This is a genomic window from Leeuwenhoekiella sp. LLG6367-2.1 (assembly GCF_045055775.1).
Taxonomy (GTDB): domain Bacteria; phylum Bacteroidota; class Bacteroidia; order Flavobacteriales; family Flavobacteriaceae; genus Leeuwenhoekiella; species Leeuwenhoekiella aequorea.
This window is the reverse complement of the sequence record NZ_CP159331.1, coordinates 3,486,850-3,501,797: the sequence shown is the minus strand read 5'-3', so window position 1 is coordinate 3,501,797 and position 14,948 is coordinate 3,486,850. Positions and strand designations below refer to the sequence as shown.

Genomic DNA, 14,948 nt, shown 5'->3' with positions numbered 1-14,948 from the left:
TATAATGGTTAAATTTTAAGTTGTTTATAATTTAGATCACTTGAAAAGTGAGAAAATGTAGAGATCTTCGTTTCTTTCAGTGCGGGGCAAATATGTGAACAAAATATGTAATAAAAAAAGAAAATTAGATTGGTTTTGTAGAATTTTTATCGCATACTAGGCTTCTTCTCGAACCTCTAATTATATATGTTAATAAGTCTATGAAAACAAGTACAACCACTGTTAAAGTTCGCTACGCTGAAACTGATAAAATGGGAGTAGTACATCACGCGAACTACCCAATATACTTGGAACTCGCTCGTATTGAGTGGTTAAACGATCTTGGTATTTCTTATAAAAATATGGAGGAGGAAGGTGTGATGCTGCCTGTTTATGAAATGCAATTTTCTTTCTTAAGTCCGGCATATTTTGATGATACTTTAACCATAAAAACTATACTAAAACAGTTACCTCGTGCTCGTATTACTTTTGACTACGAAATTACTAATGAAGCGGGTAAAATATTAACAAAAGCGCAAACAACTTTGGTCTTTGTCGATACCAAAACAAATAGGCCAACCCGTTGTCCAGAATATGTTTTAGACCAACTTAAAAATTAAAAGTCTTCTAGCGTTGTTTTTAATCCAAAAACTAAATCAAAACGTTCTTTTACTTGTTCAATTGCATTTTTGCGTACGCTCACGGTAATTGAACAACTTAAATGCATTTCTTGCTTAGCAATATCTAATTGCTCTTCTTTAATAATACGCATTGCGGTATGTAAAAGTGGGTATTCAAATTGAATATTTAAGCTTTGTGTGATTACCTTTATCTTAATTTTTGAGCTTTCTAGTGCGAGTTGTGCGGCGGTTTTATAAGCTTGGATTAATCCTCCCACTCCTAGGTTAGTTCCCCCATAATAACGAATTACAGTTACCAGTATTTCAGTAACATCAAATGACTGGATTTGACCGTATATTGGCATTCCCGCAGAATTATTGGGTTCACCATCATCATTTGCCCGATATTGTTCATAATTTTTTCCTAGCTGCCAAGCATAACATACGTGTGAAGCTTTATTATGATTGGTTTTTAACTGAAGTAATATTTGTTCGATCTCATTTTCTGAACTTACGGGATGTGCTTGACCAATAAACTTACTACCCCGATCTTTAAAAAGGGATTCTTCACTGGTTTTATTAATCGTTTTATAAGTGTCTATGTTGTCACTCATTATTATGATTTAACTATTGCGATACAAATAATACTAATAAGAGCTAGAAAAAATCCGAGCCAGTTTTTTCTGGACAGCTTTTCTCTAAAGAATAAAATACCTAGTAATACAGCACAAATTAAAATCCCCACATTATTTAAGGTAAATACAACCGAACTTTCGAGCTGCGGATTTCTAAGTGCTTTTACTAAAAAGTAAATGGAATAATAATTAGGTATTCCTAAGGCGAGGCCTCCCACTAGATTCTTGAACTTTATTTTTTCATTTTGCCTTAATACTTTGAACATCAAGATTGATATGCCAATAACAAAAGCAGTTAAAAAGATAACGGCAGAGAATAATGAGATGTCATCCTGCTCAACATAGCTAGTTTCTAAATATTTTATTGTAGTATCTATAATACCGCTACCTAGAAAAACTAAAACAGGAAATAGCAGCTCATTTTTAGAGACTAGTTTAGAAGTATTGTCTTTAACTGAAACTAGATACACCGCAATCAAAGCTAAAATAATGCCTGAAATTTTTAATAAACCTGCATTTTCATTATAGTAAAATAAACCAAAGGCGATGGGAATGACCACGCTCATTTTTGTAGAAACAGAAACTACAGAAAGACCACTACGTTGTGTGGTGATGGCCATTAAATTGAAAATTAAAATAAATAAAAACCCTAGAAATACAGTTCCTCCAAACCAGGAATAATTAGGAAGCTCGATTAGATTTATGGGTTTTGCGTAACCTATTATACCTGCAGCACACGCAATGGCATAGTTAACTACAATTGCTTGGAAGGTGTTTATTTTAAATAAATCAAATAATTTAAATACAAGAAATATTACACTTGACGCTAAAATACTTAGAAGTAGATAAATCAAAAGTATTGTTTTTTTGTGGTGAACAATTGGGTTATATCATCTTGACCCGGTTCTAAATGCCACGTCTTAATATTCATAGATGCGGCTGCAGCAGTATTTAAAATGGTGTCATCTATAAAAAACGTTTCTTCAGCAACTAATTTATTTTCTTCAATCACGTAGTCATAAATTTCTAGATCTGGTTTTCTAAGGTTTATTTGTTGAGACAGATAAAAACGCTCAAAGCAATTCTGAAATTGAGAATAACGCAAAGCACCCATATTCTTTATTACTTGTTCAATGTGTAGGTCATTTGTATTACTTAATAAGAATAGCCTGTATTTACCTTGTTGTTTTAACTCCATTAACCAATCTAAACGGTGTTGTGGGAAATCTAAGATGATACTATTCCACGCAGTTGTAAATGAAATCTTTGTTAGTGATGGAAATTTGTCTAAATAATTAGCTATTAATGCTTCTGTAGTAATCAGGCCTTTTTCATAACTATTATGCCATCTATTCATATCTGCATCTATGGCCCGTATTCCCATTTTTGCTAATGCTTCTTCAGGAGCTTTCTTATCGAGATTTATAAAAACATCTCCAAAATCAAATAGTAGATTTTTAATCATTTTGATTATAATAATAGGTTAGTATGTCTCCTGAGATTTTTGATACTGATGATTCTTTGTATAATGTTAGTTTAGGTGCAGCTAAACCTGTTTTAAAGTTTGTACTTCCTTTAAAAACTCGCGCTTCATCCCACAGATTGTTGTCTATAAAATGCTGAAGTGTTATCGTACCACCTTCTATTATTACAGATTGCAAGCCTTCAGAATAAAGAAGATCACAAATTTTATTAGGTAGTTCTGTATCAAACTTCATAGTATGGTACGTTACATTTCTTGAATTAATTCTCTCTTGTTCAGTAATCACTACTGTGGGTGTGCTACCATCAAGCAATTTGCTATCCGTCTTAATAACCAAGTTTCTATCTAGAACAACGCGAGTGGGAGAGTGGCCATACCATTCACGGGTGGTTAATCCGGGATCATCTGCTTGTGCGGTATTTGTTCCTACTAAAATACTTTGCTCTTCTGAACGCCATTTATGCACGCATATTTTTGTGTGTGGATTAGTAATCCAGAATGGCTGTTTTTCTTCTCTAAAAATAGTATCGGGCGCAATGAAACCATCATTACTTTCTGCCCATTTTAAAAGTATGTAAGGTCGTTTTTTATTATGATAGGTAAAGAAGCGCTTATTTAAATCCTGACATAGTTTTTCTAAAACCCCTACTTGAACTTCACAGCCTACATCCAGTAATTTTTTTATGCCTTTACCGGCAACTTGAGCAAAGGGGTCTACGGTACCTATAACAATTTTCTTTATTCCTTTGGCGATTATTAAATCACTGCATGGAGGAGTTTTTCCAAAATGGCTACAGGGTTCCAGACTTACATAAATAGTAGATTCTTTTAATAAATCTTGATTAGAAACGCTCTTTATTGCATTTACTTCAGCGTGAGCTTCTCCGGCTTTGCGATGCCAACCTTCACCTATAATTTTTCCGTTATAGACAATTACGCTCCCTACCATAGGGTTGGGATAGGTAGTTCCTAGTCCGTTTTTAGCCAGTTGCACGCAACGTGCCATGTATTTTTCGTGTATCTTCACAAGCTCAAAAATACCAATTAAAACTAAGATAGGATGTTACAAATTAGGCCAGTTGAGCTTCAGGATAATTCTAAGCTCGCTGAAACTATTAGAACGGTTTTGATAGAATTAGGCGTTCCTAAGGTAGGAACTGCTTATGCAGATACGTCACTAGACTTCATGTTTGAAACTTACAGAGCAAGTAATGAATCTTACTTTGTAATAACCGATGGTGATCGCATAATAGGTGGCGCGGGGATTGCTCCTTTAGCAAATTACGAAGGTAATACCTGCGAACTGCAGAAAATGTATTTGCTTGCCGAAGTAAGAGGTTTAGGCTATGGTATGCAGTTAATACAAACCTGCCTGGATTTTGCTCTTGCTGCGGGATTTGAAGATGTATATTTAGAAACTATGCCTTATATGAAAAATGCTCAAAAATTATATGCAAAAGCCGGTTTTGAATACATAGATGCACCATTAGGAAATACAGGTCATAGCGCTTGCCCGATTTATATGCTAAGAAAGCTGTAATGAAACTAAAATTATTTAAAGAGCAATTTTATAATAAGCTGGAGTCTAGGTTTCCGCAGTCTGAAATTGCTACATTTTTTAAGATACTAATCGATAGCTATCTTTCTATAAAACCCATAGACCTGGTGCTCAATCCAGATTTAGAATTGAGCGTTGAGCAACTGAAATTAATGAAAACTGCTGAAGAGCGTTTACATACAAATGAACCCATTCAGTATATAATAGGAGAGACAGAATTTTATGGATACCCGTTTGAAGTGACAGATGCTGTACTCATTCCTCGACCTGAAACAGAAGAATTAGTAGAATGGATTACTAAAGACTTACAAGAACAGGTATTTACAAACCTTTCACTTCTAGATATAGGCACCGGATCAGGATGTATTGCAATTAGTCTGGCAAAAAATCTTCCAAATGCTAAAATTTCGGCAATTGATATTTCAGAAAAAGCTATAGAATTAGCGCAGCGCAATGCTAAGAAAAACGCTGTTTCAGTAAATTTTTTAGAACGAGATATACTCAATACCTCAGTTTTACCTCATAAATACACGGTAATTGTTTCAAACCCGCCTTATATACGTAATCTGGAAAAGGCAGAAATATTATCTAATGTATTAGATCACGAACCTGAATTAGCCTTATTTGTAGATGATAGTGACCCCTTAATTTTTTATCGAAAGATTGGTGAGTTGGCATATTCGTTTTTAGAAGAAGAGGGTATTTTGTATTTCGAGATCAATCAGTATCTTGGTGAAGAAACTATAAATCTTATAAAAAATATAGGTTTTACCACTGTTGAATTGCGTGATGATTTTGCAGGAAAACCTAGAATGATTAAAGCAAAACGTTGATGAACAATTTAAAATCTATTTGTGTTTTCTGCGGAAGCAGTGAAGGAACAGATCCTATAATCGTTAAAGAAGCGCAACAACTTGGAGCTGAATTTGCCAAACGCAATATTGACTTAATTTATGGCGGTTCAAAAATAGGGATAATGGGTAAAATAGCAATTTCGTGTATAGAAAATGGTGGCAAAGCAATAGGCATTATTCCACAATTTTTAAAAACTAAAGAGATTGTCCATGAAGGTCTTGATGAACTCATCACCACTCAAAATATGCACGAGCGAAAGCTTAAAATGCAGGAAATGAGCGATGGTTTTATAACTCTTCCAGGAGGTTTTGGCACTTTTGAAGAGCTTTTTGAAATTATTACCTGGAGTCAATTAGGTTTACACCATAAGCCTATAGGAATATTAAATTCTAATGGTTTTTATGATCATCTAATTGCAATGCTGGATGAGATGGTTTCCAAAGGTTTTTTAAAGCCTGAAAACAGAGCATTGCTCATTGAAGATACAGATATTGAGACACTATTTTATAAGATGGAGAATTTTGTTCCAGATTATACTACAAAATTATTAAAACCGGAAAACACCTAATTTTTAATAATTCTCGTATTTACTAATTGCCCAATTTCCATTTTTAATTTATGAATACTAAAGATAAAATACAGGCGCTGCGCGACGAACTGCAAAGTCATAACTATAACTATTATGTTTTAGATAAACCTGTAATAGATGATTATGCTTTTGATCTTAAATTGAAAGAACTTCAAGAATTAGAAGCAAAACATCCTGAATTTTATGATCCCAACTCCCCGTCGCTGCGTGTGGGTGGTCAAATTACAAAGAGTTTTAATACGGTCAAACATGAGACACGTATGTATTCTTTAGATAATAGCTATTCTCTACAAGATCTTGAAGACTGGGAAAAACGATTAAAAAAGTTAGTAGACGGGGAGGTAGAATATGTTTGTGAATTAAAGTACGACGGAGCTTCGATAAGTTTAACCTACGAAAAAGGAGAATTAATACGCGCAGTTACCCGAGGCGATGGTGTGCAGGGAGATGATGTGACAAATAATATAAAAACGATAAGATCTGTACCTTTAAAATTAAAAGGAGATTTTCCTGATAAATTTGATATACGTGGAGAAATTGTGTTACCGCTTGCAGGTTTTGCGGCAATGAATGCAGAACGTGTAGAAGCGGGTGAAGAACCTTATAGTAACCCCCGTAATACAGCATCGGGTAGCTTAAAACTTCAGGACAGTTCTGAAGTAGCAAAAAGGCCTCTCGAATGTTTATTGTATAGCATTGTAGGAGAGAATTTAAATATTAAGTCGCAGTTTGAAAGTTTAGAAAAGGCACGGTCCTGGGGGTTTAAAGTTCCTGAAGTAGCAAAATTAACGAGCTCAACAGAAGAAACCTTTAAGTTTCTAGATCATTGGGATGCGCATAGACACGAATTGCCATACGAGACAGATGGTGTTGTAATTAAGGTAAATAGTTTTCAGCAACAAGACGAACTAGGATTTACTGCTAAGGCTCCGCGCTGGGCAATGGCCTATAAGTTTAAAACCGAACAAGCAGAGACATTATTAGAAGAGATTACATATCAAGTAGGGCGTACCGGTGCCATAACTCCGGTTGCTAATTTGCAGGCTGTACAGCTAGCGGGTACAATTGTAAAGCGAGCATCTTTACATAATGCTGATCAAATCGCTAAGCTGGATATTCGGGAAGGCGATATGGTTTATGTAGAAAAAGGAGGTGAAATTATACCTAAGATTGTAGGTGTGGACTTTGAAAAACGCTCTATTGATTCAAAGGAAACTCAATATATTACCAACTGTCCAGAATGTAACACCGAGCTCGTAAGGCAACCGGGGGAAGCGCAGCATTATTGTCCCAATACGATGGGATGTCCTCCTCAAATTATCGGCAGAATACAACATTACATTTCTAGAAAAGCTTTAGATATTGAAGGTTTAGGGGGTGAGACCGTTGCCTTGCTAGTAAAACAAGGCTTAATTACTAACTATGCCGATTTATATAGCCTGAAGAAAGAGCAAATATTACCATTAGAGCGTATGGCTGAAAAATCTGCTGTGAATCTTATTAATGGTATTGAAGCCTCTAAAAAGATTGCATTTGAGCGTGTTTTGTTTGGTTTAGGAATACGCTATGTGGGTGAGACGGTTGCGCGTAAATTAGCTAAGCAATTTAAAAATATTGACGCCTTAGCTAATGCATCTTTAGAAGATTTGATTGCTGTAGATGAAATAGGAGAGCGCATAGCTCAAAGTGTAGTTGAGTTTTTTGGTTCTGAGCAAAATAGAGAATTAGTTGATAGGCTTAAAGAATATGGTGTCCAATTAGAATTAGACGCTGCTGTGTTAGAAAATCAAACTGAAAAGCTAAAAGGAAATACGTTTGTAATTTCTGGAGTATTCACCCAGGTTTCCAGAACAGAACTCAAGAAATTAATTGAAGATAACGGAGGCAAAGCTTCAGGGAGTATATCTTCGAAAACTAATTATCTGGTTGCTGGGGAGAATATGGGGCCAAGTAAACGGGAGAAAGCAGAGAAACTAAATGTACCTATAATTACAGAAGCAGAATTTCTAGATATGATCTAGTAATTTTGATAGACTATAAGAAAATATGAAACCTACTAGATTCTGGTACTTAGCACTCTTAAGTTGCCTGCTATACCTTGTTATATCTGAAATTGATATGGAGTGGGGTTTTTATATTAAGCCACTTTATGGGATGTTTTTTTATTTGTTTTATTACTATGCGGTAAAGAAACATAGTATTGTTCTTCTCATTTTTCAGATTACTTCTATTATTGCTGAAGTGTTTTTTGTGCTAGATCTGAATATGTATTTTGATGAGGTACTGTATTTTTATTTTATAGCAACATCCATGATGCTTTTCTTATTTGTACCTATTTTGAAAATTAAATCTAGGGAAATAACACGAGAAATGACTCTGGAGCCTTTACTTGGAGTCTTATTTTGTGCATATTTAATAGGTCATATGTTGACGCTGTTTTATGATAGCGTACCTAATAAATTACTTCTTATAATTGGAGCTGTATTTTTATTTGCCTTCACGGCGGTTTGTTCAGTTATACCCTTACGCTCAGGTCATCCTAGTAATATCAAAGCATATATAATAGCTGGCACCTTAGTTATAGAGTGTGTAACAGGATTTATTTATTATTATATGCTAGAAATACCGATCATGTTTTCGGTACTCACGATATCTATCTGTTTTCATAAGGCCGCAGTAACCTCGTATTTTGTAGATGTTACTAAAATTCTTAAGGATCAGGAAGAATATATCTAAACCCTGATCAACGTAGCAGAATTACTCTTGTTTCCGTCCATATCAAATTCAAAATCAATTCTCCCTAAATTGACACCGGCCCAGCCTACTTGATTTACAAGCACATCCTTGCCTTCGATATTTTTGAGAATTTCAGGTTTCGGTAAAAAGGTATGAGTATGCCCACCTATAATTAAGTCGATGTTTTTAGTTTGAGATGCTAGCTTACGGTCAGATATTTTATCATATTTATAATCGTAGCCCAGATGAGAAAGGCAAATAATAAGATCACATTTATGCTCTTCTTTTAATACACGAGTTGTGTCTTGTGCAATTTCTAAGGGATTGAGGTATTTTGTTTCTTTCGACAGACTTTCAGTTACGAGTCCGTCAAGCTGAATACCCAATCCAAAAACACCTATTTTAATACCGTCTTTTATAAATATATCGTAGGGTTTAGTCAGCCCTTCCATAATTGTATTGGTAAAATCATAATTAGCACTCAGTAACTTAAATTTTGCGTTAGGCATTTGAGCTGCTAATCCGCCAACACCATTATCAAAGTCATGGTTTCCTATAGTAGCGGCATCGTATCCCATCATACTCATCAATTTAAATTCGAGTTCTCCACCATAGAAATTAAAATAGGGAGTGCCTTGAAAGATATCACCTGCATCTAAAAGGAGTGTGTGCGGATTTTCTTTACGTATATTTTGAATAAGCGTCAATCGTCTTGCTACACCACCCTGATTTGAAAAAGACGGATCTTCTACTGGAAAAGGTTCGATGTGGCTATGTACATCATTAGTATGTAAAATGGTGATTTTCTTAGTGCTTCTAGTTTCTGCAAAAAGATTAAAACTAGGAGTTGTACTTAAAAGCGCAGTCGCAGCACCTGTTTGCATTAAAAACTTTCTTCTTTCCATAGAATTTATTCCTTAATAAATCGATTGTCGCGTATGGGTGCGATTGTATCCTGTTTTGTAAAGTGATCAATTAAGATACTTCTCATTTTATAATCTAAAATGGTTGTTGATTTTGGATTTGTAAAAAATACCATTCCGTCTCCACCTTGCTGTAAATAATCATTCGTAGCAATAAAATAAGTTTTGCCATCTTCAATAGCATTGCCGTTCAAAGTTGCAGAAGCTAATTCGTTTTCTGAATTTAGAATGAGTTGCATATTTGATATAGGGTGTGCTTTTCCGGTTTTAAGATATTCAAACATAGCTCGCACATCTTCACTTGTAATTTCTACCACGACAATACTGTTTTCAAAAGGCATAATCTCATATGCGCTTCCCATAGTTACGTCACCTGCACGTAAAACAGATCGTATTCCACCGTGATTTAATACAACACCGTCTATATGTTTACCAGTTTTTTTAAAAAATACCGGATCGCCATATTCGAGAACAGTATCTGCCATCATATTGCCAATAGCCGTGTTGTAAGGGCCATCAGATTTAGACAGACTTTGAGGAGCATAAGCAAGAACTGCGTTCATCTCATCGTCGATACGTTTTTTGTAAGGAGCGATATAATCAATCACCATTTGATTAGACTCAAGGCTGTCTGTGACTGCAATCTGTTTACCTTGTATAGCTTTTAGATTTGCTTGAGAGGGCTTACAGGTAACGAAGAGAAAACCTATAAGTACTAGAGTATAAATTCTATTCATACGTGTTAAATTAGCGGTTTACATTGAGGTATAATTGTCTACATTTGCCGCAAAACAAAGGTAAATGTTTTTAGACGGATGGAAACAATATTCGCTTAAAAGAAAGCTTCAAAAAAGTGTAGAAAATAGCACGTCAAATCATATTGATAGTGGTAATACGCAGCAGATTGGGATTGTATTTGATGCTCGTTATGTAGATAAAAGCCAAATGCTTACTCTGGCGCAAGATGTTTTTAACGGTTGTGAAGTGCAGTTATTCGGGTTTTCAAATACTAAAAATTCAGTAGACTTAATTGAAAATACAAGTTTTTCAACTCGTGACTTTACGGTATTTGGAGGTATTAAGAATGAGGTATTAAATATGTTTCTAGCAAAACCTTTTAATATCTTAATAAGCTATTACGATAGAGAAAATGTATTTTTGCAGTTTGTTACATCACAGTCAAAAGCAAGTTTTAAAGTTGGTCTGCCCGTAGACGATTCAGGAATAAATGATCTTACAATCAGTACTGATTTAGATGATATTACCTTGTTTAAAAGTGAATTAGTAAAGTATTTGAAAATATTAAAACGCATATACTAAATGCAAGAATTAAAAGGTACAGGAGTAGCGCTAGTCACTCCATTTAAAGAAGATCTAAGCTTGGATCTTGAAGGATTAAGTAATGTGATTGAAAATTGTATTGCTGGTGGGGTAGATTATCTTGTTGTAATGGGTACAACGGCAGAAAATGCTACATTAACTGAAGATGAAAAGGAAAAGGTGATAGCGAAGGCTATCGAAGTTAATGCAGGTAGATTACCTCTAGTACTTGGAGTAGGAGGTAACAATACAACTCGTATTATTCAAGAGCTTACCGAAAAAGATTTAAGTGCTTTCACGGCTATTTTATCGGTTTCTCCATATTATAATAGACCGAGCCAAACCGGTATATATGAACACTATAAGGCACTAGCTAGTGTGTCAAAGCTGCCTATAATTTTGTACAATGTACCTGGACGCACAGGAAGTAATGTGCTTCCGGAAACTATTATCAGGTTAGCAAATGATTGCCCAAATATTATAGGAGTAAAAGAAGCGGCTGGAGATATAACGCAAATGATGCGCATTATTAAAGATCGTCCGTCTAATTTTCTAGTTATTTCTGGAGATGATGTTCTGGCCTTGCCTACAATAAGTGCTGGTGGCGATGGTGTAATTTCGGTTTTAGGACAAGGTGTTCCTAAACCATTTTCTAAGATGGTTAAAGAAGGTTTAAACGGTAATTTTAAGGAGGCTTATGCGCTGCATTATCAATTGATGCCTGCTGCAGACCTTATTTTTGCTGAAGGTAATCCTGCAGGGATTAAAGCGATGCTAGCTCAAAAAGAGGTTTGTTCAGATACGGTACGGTTGCCATTAGTCGCAGCAAGTATGTCTTTGAGAGCAAATATTGCAACATACTTAAATGACACTGGTCTTTAAGTTTTTTAATCTATAGAAAAAACCTATTTTTGCACGATGTTTTCAAGAATAAATAAGAAAATTATAATAGTAGCAGTTGCAGCAGTGAGTCTGGCATCTTGTAGTGAGTATCAAAAGGCGTTAAAGTCTGAAGATATGGGTAAGAAGTATGCAATGGCAGATTCTCTATATGACTCTGGTAAATACCGAAAGTCTTTAAAGCTTTGGGAGCAAATTGTACCTAGCTATCGAGGTAAGCCTCAGGCAGAACGCATTATGTTTTTATATGCAGATGCACACTTTCAGGTAGAAGACTATTATTTAGCAGGTTATCAGTTTGATCGTTTTGTTTCTGCCTATCCAGATTCAGAAAAAACAGAGGAAGCACAATACAAAGCGGCTTTAAGCTATGCGGAGTTGTCGCCTAATTATCAGTTAGATCAATCAGAGACTCAAAAAGGTCTTGATCAACTTCAACAATTTATTGCAGCATATCCAGAATCTGAATATACTGAGGATGCTAGTGAGCGCATTAAGGAGTTGAGTATTAAAATGCAGAAAAAATCTTATGAGATTGCAAAGGGATGGCACAAGATTATGGAGTATCCTACAGCTATCTCAGCATTAGATGATTTTATTTCAGATTATCCGGGTTCACCTTTTCGTGAAGCAGCATTTTTCTATAAATTAGATTCTCAGTATCAATATGGTTCAAAAAGTATAAATGTACTTGTAAGACCACGACTGGAAGAAGCGTTAGAAATGTACGAGACCTTGACACGTTATTTTCCAGAAGGAGAATACAGAGCTCAGGCAGATGAGATAAAATTAGATATTGAAAAAATATTAGAAAATTATTCCTAATTAAATAATTGAATTACTATGGACGTTAAAAATATGGAAGCACCAGTAAATACAGTAACTCTTAATAGAAGTGAAATTGACGCTCCTACAGGAAATATTTACGAGGCGATCTCAATTATAGCAAAACGTGCTACACAAATTAATACTGAGATTAAAAAAGAATTATTAGAGAAATTAGATGAGTTTGCTACTTACAGTGACAGCTTAGAAGAGATCTTTGAAAATAAAGAACAAATAGAAGTTTCTAAATTCTATGAGCGCTTGCCTAAAGCACATGCAATGGCGGTTCAAGAATGGTTAGATGATAAAATATATTTTCGCGATACGACTACACCTACAGAGTAGTTTATGTCTATTTTAAGTGAAAAAAAGGTATTACTTGGAGTAACTGCCGGAATAGCTGCCTATAAAGCAGCTATTTTGGTTAGAGGGTTTATCAAAGCCGGAGCACAGGTACGTGTGGTTATGACTCCTGAAGCAAAAGATTTTGTAACCCCTTTAACCCTTTCTACACTTTCAAAAAATGAAGTGCATTCTACATTTGTAAGTACAGATAATGAGAATGCCGTTTGGAATAATCACGTTGAACTCGGCCTATGGGCCGATTTCTTTGTTATAGCCCCGGCGACAGCAAATACACTTTCAAAAATGGCTTCTGGAGCTAGTGATAATTTATTACTGGCGACCTATCTTTCAGCTAAATGTCCGGTTTATTTTGCACCTGCAATGGACCTTGATATGTATAAACATCCTAGTACGCATCACTCCTTTGAGAAACTAATTAGTTTTGGAAATATAATGATTCCTGCTACGAGCGGGGAATTAGCTAGTGGTCTTGAAGGTCAGGGTAGAATGGCTGAGCCGGAGGATATTGTTGCGTTTATTGAACGTGATATGCTGAGCAAATTACCTTTAAAAGGAAAGAAATTTCTAGTTACAGCAGGACCTACCTATGAAGCTATTGATCCGGTACGCTTTATAGGAAATCATAGTAGTGGCAAAATGGGATTTGCAATAGCAGAAGCCGCTGCTAATTTAGGAGCATCGGTTTATTTGATAGCAGGGCCTACACATTTAAATACAACTCATAATTTTGTTACTACAATACGCGTTACTTCAGCTGAAGAAATGTTTGCTGAAGTGACTAAGCATTACGATACTTGTGATGTAGCGATAGCTGCTGCTGCAGTGGCAGATTACAAACCTGCAGCTGTTGCTAATCAAAAAATTAAGAAGAAAGACAGCGCTTTAGTAATAAATTTAGAACCCACGCAAGATATTCTCGCATATATGGGTTCAGAAAAAAAGCAACAGTTTTTAGTAGGTTTCGCTTTAGAAACCGAAAATGAGCTTGAAAACGCAAAAGGTAAATTAAAGCGAAAGAATCTAGATTTGATTGTTTTAAATTCACTAAATGATACAGGTGCCGGTTTTAGAACAGAAACTAATAAGGTAACCTTCATAACAGCAGACAATCAGATTTTGCCACAAGAACTCAAACCAAAAAATGAAGTTGCTGAAGATCTACTTGATATAATTCAAAAAAGAATACATGTATAAACTCGTAGTATTATTCTTGTTTTGTGGACTAGGCTTATCAGCTCAAGAGCTTAACTGTTCTGTAATTATTAATGCAGAGCAAACGGGACAAAGCAATCTTCAGGTTTTTAGAACACTAAAAACCGAGTTGACTGAATTTATGAATAATACCACCTGGACAGATTTAAATGTTAAGCAACAAGAACGTATAGATTGCAGTCTGGTGATTTTAGTATCTAATATCGATTCAGATTCGTTTACTGCTTCGATTCAAGTTCAATCATCCCGCCCGGTTTATAATAGCACTTATAGTACACCGATTTTTAATTTTAACGATAAGCAGTTTAGTTTTAGATATACAGAATTTCAGCCTTTAAATTATAATCCCAATACATTCGACTCTAATTTAATCTCTGTCCTTGCATTTTATGCATATACTATTATAGGTCTTGATGCCGGTAGTTATGAGCTAAACGGGGGTGAGCCTTATTTTGAGGAAGCTAAACAAATTGTAAATACGGCTCAGCAACAAGTGAGTGATGGGTGGTCTGCTCAAAGCGGTACTCAATCACGCTTTAGATTAAATCAGGATTTACTATCTCCTAATTTTAGAGAGTTTTCTGATGTTCTATATGCGTATCACAGAAACGGACTTGATTATATGGCAGATAATCCCAGAGAGGCAAAACAAGGAATTGCAGTTAGCTTAGAACTTTTTAATCAAATGTATTTAAACAGACCTAACAATTTTTTGTCTCGGGTATTTTTTGATACTAAAGCAGATGAAATAGCAAATATGTTTTCATCAGGCCCGCAGGTGAATATAAGTAATCTGGTGTCTATGTTAAATAAAGTAGCTCCTACAAAATCTTCTTCCTGGCAACAAATCAAATTATAAGAGAGCTCCTAAATTCTTTGACTGTCGTTAATTTCTCTACTATATTTACTTTAAATTATTATTCAAAGAAATCTAAACACATTACTTA

The 14,948-nt window shown here is 35.1% G+C and carries 18 protein-coding genes; 12 read left to right on the top strand and 6 right to left on the bottom strand.

What is annotated here, in order from left to right:
• The first annotated feature begins 200 nt into the window (after positions 1-200).
• On the top strand, positions 201-599 hold the full coding sequence (locus ABVM53_RS15620) for an acyl-CoA thioesterase (protein WP_405327976.1): 399 nt from the start codon (positions 201-203) through the stop codon (positions 597-599).
• Here ABVM53_RS15620 and ABVM53_RS15615 read toward each other — a convergent pair.
• The 4 genes from ABVM53_RS15615 to ribD are packed head-to-tail and all read right to left on the bottom strand — an operon-like array spanning position 596 to position 3,744.
• On the bottom strand, positions 596-1,213 hold the full coding sequence (locus tag ABVM53_RS15615; RefSeq protein WP_405327973.1) for an IMPACT family protein: 618 nt from the start codon (positions 1,211-1,213) through the stop codon (positions 596-598). The two genes, ABVM53_RS15620 and ABVM53_RS15615, sit on opposite strands and share 4 nt — an antisense overlap.
• A gap of 2 nt (positions 1,214-1,215) precedes the next feature.
• Positions 1,216-2,088, bottom strand: a complete 873-nt coding sequence (locus ABVM53_RS15610; protein ID WP_405327971.1) for an EamA/RhaT family transporter — start codon at positions 2,086-2,088, stop codon at positions 1,216-1,218.
• Positions 2,085-2,699: an HAD family hydrolase gene (locus tag ABVM53_RS15605; RefSeq protein WP_405327968.1), complete on the bottom strand. Its 615-nt coding sequence runs from the start codon at positions 2,697-2,699 to the stop codon at positions 2,085-2,087. Before ABVM53_RS15605 ends, ABVM53_RS15610 begins: the two co-directional genes overlap by 4 nt.
• A complete protein-coding gene (ribD, locus tag ABVM53_RS15600) occupies positions 2,692-3,744 on the bottom strand; it encodes a bifunctional diaminohydroxyphosphoribosylaminopyrimidine deaminase/5-amino-6-(5-phosphoribosylamino)uracil reductase RibD (RefSeq protein ID WP_405327966.1) in 1,053 nt (350 codons plus the stop codon). The genes ABVM53_RS15605 and ribD overlap by 8 nt, the downstream gene beginning before the upstream one ends.
• Before the next feature lie 33 nt (positions 3,745-3,777).
• Here ribD and ABVM53_RS15595 point away from each other — a divergent pair, with 33 nt between their 5' ends.
• From ABVM53_RS15595 to ABVM53_RS15575, 5 genes are read left to right on the top strand one after another with little or no spacing between them, the layout of a single operon-like run.
• Positions 3,778-4,257, top strand: a complete 480-nt coding sequence (locus tag ABVM53_RS15595) for a GNAT family N-acetyltransferase (protein ID WP_405327963.1) — start codon at positions 3,778-3,780, stop codon at positions 4,255-4,257.
• Positions 4,257-5,108, top strand: coding sequence for a peptide chain release factor N(5)-glutamine methyltransferase (gene prmC / locus ABVM53_RS15590; protein ID WP_405327960.1), 852 nt, complete (start codon positions 4,257-4,259; stop codon positions 5,106-5,108). The genes ABVM53_RS15595 and prmC overlap by 1 nt, the downstream gene beginning before the upstream one ends.
• Entirely contained in the window at positions 5,108-5,698 is a 591-nt protein-coding gene (locus tag ABVM53_RS15585) for a TIGR00730 family Rossman fold protein (RefSeq protein ID WP_405327957.1), read from the top strand. The genes prmC and ABVM53_RS15585 overlap by 1 nt, the downstream gene beginning before the upstream one ends.
• 50 nt (positions 5,699-5,748) lie before the next feature.
• Complete coding sequence (gene ligA / locus ABVM53_RS15580) at positions 5,749-7,740, top strand: NAD-dependent DNA ligase LigA (RefSeq protein ID WP_405327954.1); 1,992 nt, start codon at positions 5,749-5,751, stop codon at positions 7,738-7,740.
• A gap of 25 nt (positions 7,741-7,765) precedes the next feature.
• Positions 7,766-8,455, top strand: a complete 690-nt coding sequence (locus ABVM53_RS15575) for a hypothetical protein (protein WP_405327951.1) — start codon at positions 7,766-7,768, stop codon at positions 8,453-8,455.
• Here the strand turns inward: ABVM53_RS15575 and ABVM53_RS15570 are convergent.
• A complete protein-coding gene (locus tag ABVM53_RS15570) occupies positions 8,452-9,360 on the bottom strand; it encodes a bifunctional metallophosphatase/5'-nucleotidase (RefSeq protein WP_405327948.1) in 909 nt (302 codons plus the stop codon). The genes ABVM53_RS15575 and ABVM53_RS15570 overlap by 4 nt on opposite strands.
• A 5-nt stretch (positions 9,361-9,365) precedes the next feature.
• Entirely contained in the window at positions 9,366-10,115 is a 750-nt protein-coding gene (locus ABVM53_RS15565) for a 5'-nucleotidase C-terminal domain-containing protein (RefSeq protein ID WP_405327946.1), read from the bottom strand.
• A 64-nt stretch (positions 10,116-10,179) separates the two neighbouring features.
• Between ABVM53_RS15565 and ABVM53_RS15560 the strand changes: the two genes are divergently transcribed.
• The 6 genes from ABVM53_RS15560 to ABVM53_RS15535 are packed head-to-tail and all read left to right on the top strand — an operon-like array spanning position 10,180 to position 14,860.
• Positions 10,180-10,698, top strand: coding sequence for a DUF6913 domain-containing protein (locus tag ABVM53_RS15560; RefSeq protein ID WP_405327943.1), 519 nt, complete (start codon positions 10,180-10,182; stop codon positions 10,696-10,698).
• Positions 10,699-11,580, top strand: coding sequence for a 4-hydroxy-tetrahydrodipicolinate synthase (dapA, locus tag ABVM53_RS15555; protein ID WP_405327940.1), 882 nt, complete (start codon positions 10,699-10,701; stop codon positions 11,578-11,580).
• A 36-nt stretch (positions 11,581-11,616) separates the two neighbouring features.
• The gene (locus ABVM53_RS15550; protein ID WP_128756775.1) at positions 11,617-12,423 is read left to right on the top strand and encodes an outer membrane protein assembly factor BamD; all 807 of its coding nucleotides are present in this window, start codon (positions 11,617-11,619) and stop codon (positions 12,421-12,423) included.
• Between the two features lie 18 nt (positions 12,424-12,441).
• Positions 12,442-12,768 carry a DNA-directed RNA polymerase subunit omega gene (locus ABVM53_RS15545; RefSeq protein WP_128756776.1) on the top strand — a complete coding sequence of 109 codons (327 nt, stop codon included), beginning with the start codon at positions 12,442-12,444 and terminating at the stop codon, positions 12,766-12,768.
• Positions 12,769-12,771: 3 nt separating this feature from the next.
• Positions 12,772-13,983 (top strand): bifunctional phosphopantothenoylcysteine decarboxylase/phosphopantothenate--cysteine ligase CoaBC, encoded by a 1,212-nt coding sequence (gene coaBC, locus ABVM53_RS15540; RefSeq protein WP_405327936.1) that lies wholly within the window; start codon positions 12,772-12,774, stop codon positions 13,981-13,983.
• A complete protein-coding gene (locus ABVM53_RS15535; RefSeq protein WP_405327933.1) occupies positions 13,976-14,860 on the top strand; it encodes a DUF4835 family protein in 885 nt (294 codons plus the stop codon). The genes coaBC and ABVM53_RS15535 overlap by 8 nt, the downstream gene beginning before the upstream one ends.
• Positions 14,861-14,948: the final 88 nt, after the last annotated feature.

Bases quoted from the DNA above. Each gene is read 5' to 3' on its own strand.
- dapA (WP_405327940.1), top strand. From the start codon at position 10,699: ATGCAAGAATTAAAAGGTACAGGAGTAGCGCTAGTCACTCCATTTAAA.
- ABVM53_RS15595 (WP_405327963.1), top strand. From the start codon at position 3,778: ATGTTACAAATTAGGCCAGTTGAGCTTCAGGATAATTCTAAGCTCGCT.
- ABVM53_RS15560 (WP_405327943.1), top strand. From the start codon at position 10,180: ATGTTTTTAGACGGATGGAAACAATATTCGCTTAAAAGAAAGCTTCAA.
- ligA (WP_405327954.1), top strand. From the start codon at position 5,749: ATGAATACTAAAGATAAAATACAGGCGCTGCGCGACGAACTGCAAAGT.
- ABVM53_RS15570 (WP_405327948.1), bottom strand. From the start codon at position 9,360: ATGGAAAGAAGAAAGTTTTTAATGCAAACAGGTGCTGCGACTGCGCTT.
- ABVM53_RS15605 (WP_405327968.1), bottom strand. From the start codon at position 2,699: ATGATTAAAAATCTACTATTTGATTTTGGAGATGTTTTTATAAATCTC.
- ABVM53_RS15620 (WP_405327976.1), top strand. From the start codon at position 201: ATGAAAACAAGTACAACCACTGTTAAAGTTCGCTACGCTGAAACTGAT.
- ABVM53_RS15535 (WP_405327933.1), top strand. From the start codon at position 13,976: ATGTATAAACTCGTAGTATTATTCTTGTTTTGTGGACTAGGCTTATCA.
- ABVM53_RS15585 (WP_405327957.1), top strand. From the start codon at position 5,108: ATGAACAATTTAAAATCTATTTGTGTTTTCTGCGGAAGCAGTGAAGGA.
- ABVM53_RS15575 (WP_405327951.1), top strand. From the start codon at position 7,766: ATGAAACCTACTAGATTCTGGTACTTAGCACTCTTAAGTTGCCTGCTA.
- coaBC (WP_405327936.1), top strand. From the start codon at position 12,772: ATGTCTATTTTAAGTGAAAAAAAGGTATTACTTGGAGTAACTGCCGGA.
- ABVM53_RS15545 (WP_128756776.1), top strand. From the start codon at position 12,442: ATGGACGTTAAAAATATGGAAGCACCAGTAAATACAGTAACTCTTAAT.
- prmC (WP_405327960.1), top strand. From the start codon at position 4,257: ATGAAACTAAAATTATTTAAAGAGCAATTTTATAATAAGCTGGAGTCT.
- ABVM53_RS15565 (WP_405327946.1), bottom strand. From the start codon at position 10,115: ATGAATAGAATTTATACTCTAGTACTTATAGGTTTTCTCTTCGTTACC.
- ABVM53_RS15550 (WP_128756775.1), top strand. From the start codon at position 11,617: ATGTTTTCAAGAATAAATAAGAAAATTATAATAGTAGCAGTTGCAGCA.
- ABVM53_RS15615 (WP_405327973.1), bottom strand. From the start codon at position 1,213: ATGAGTGACAACATAGACACTTATAAAACGATTAATAAAACCAGTGAA.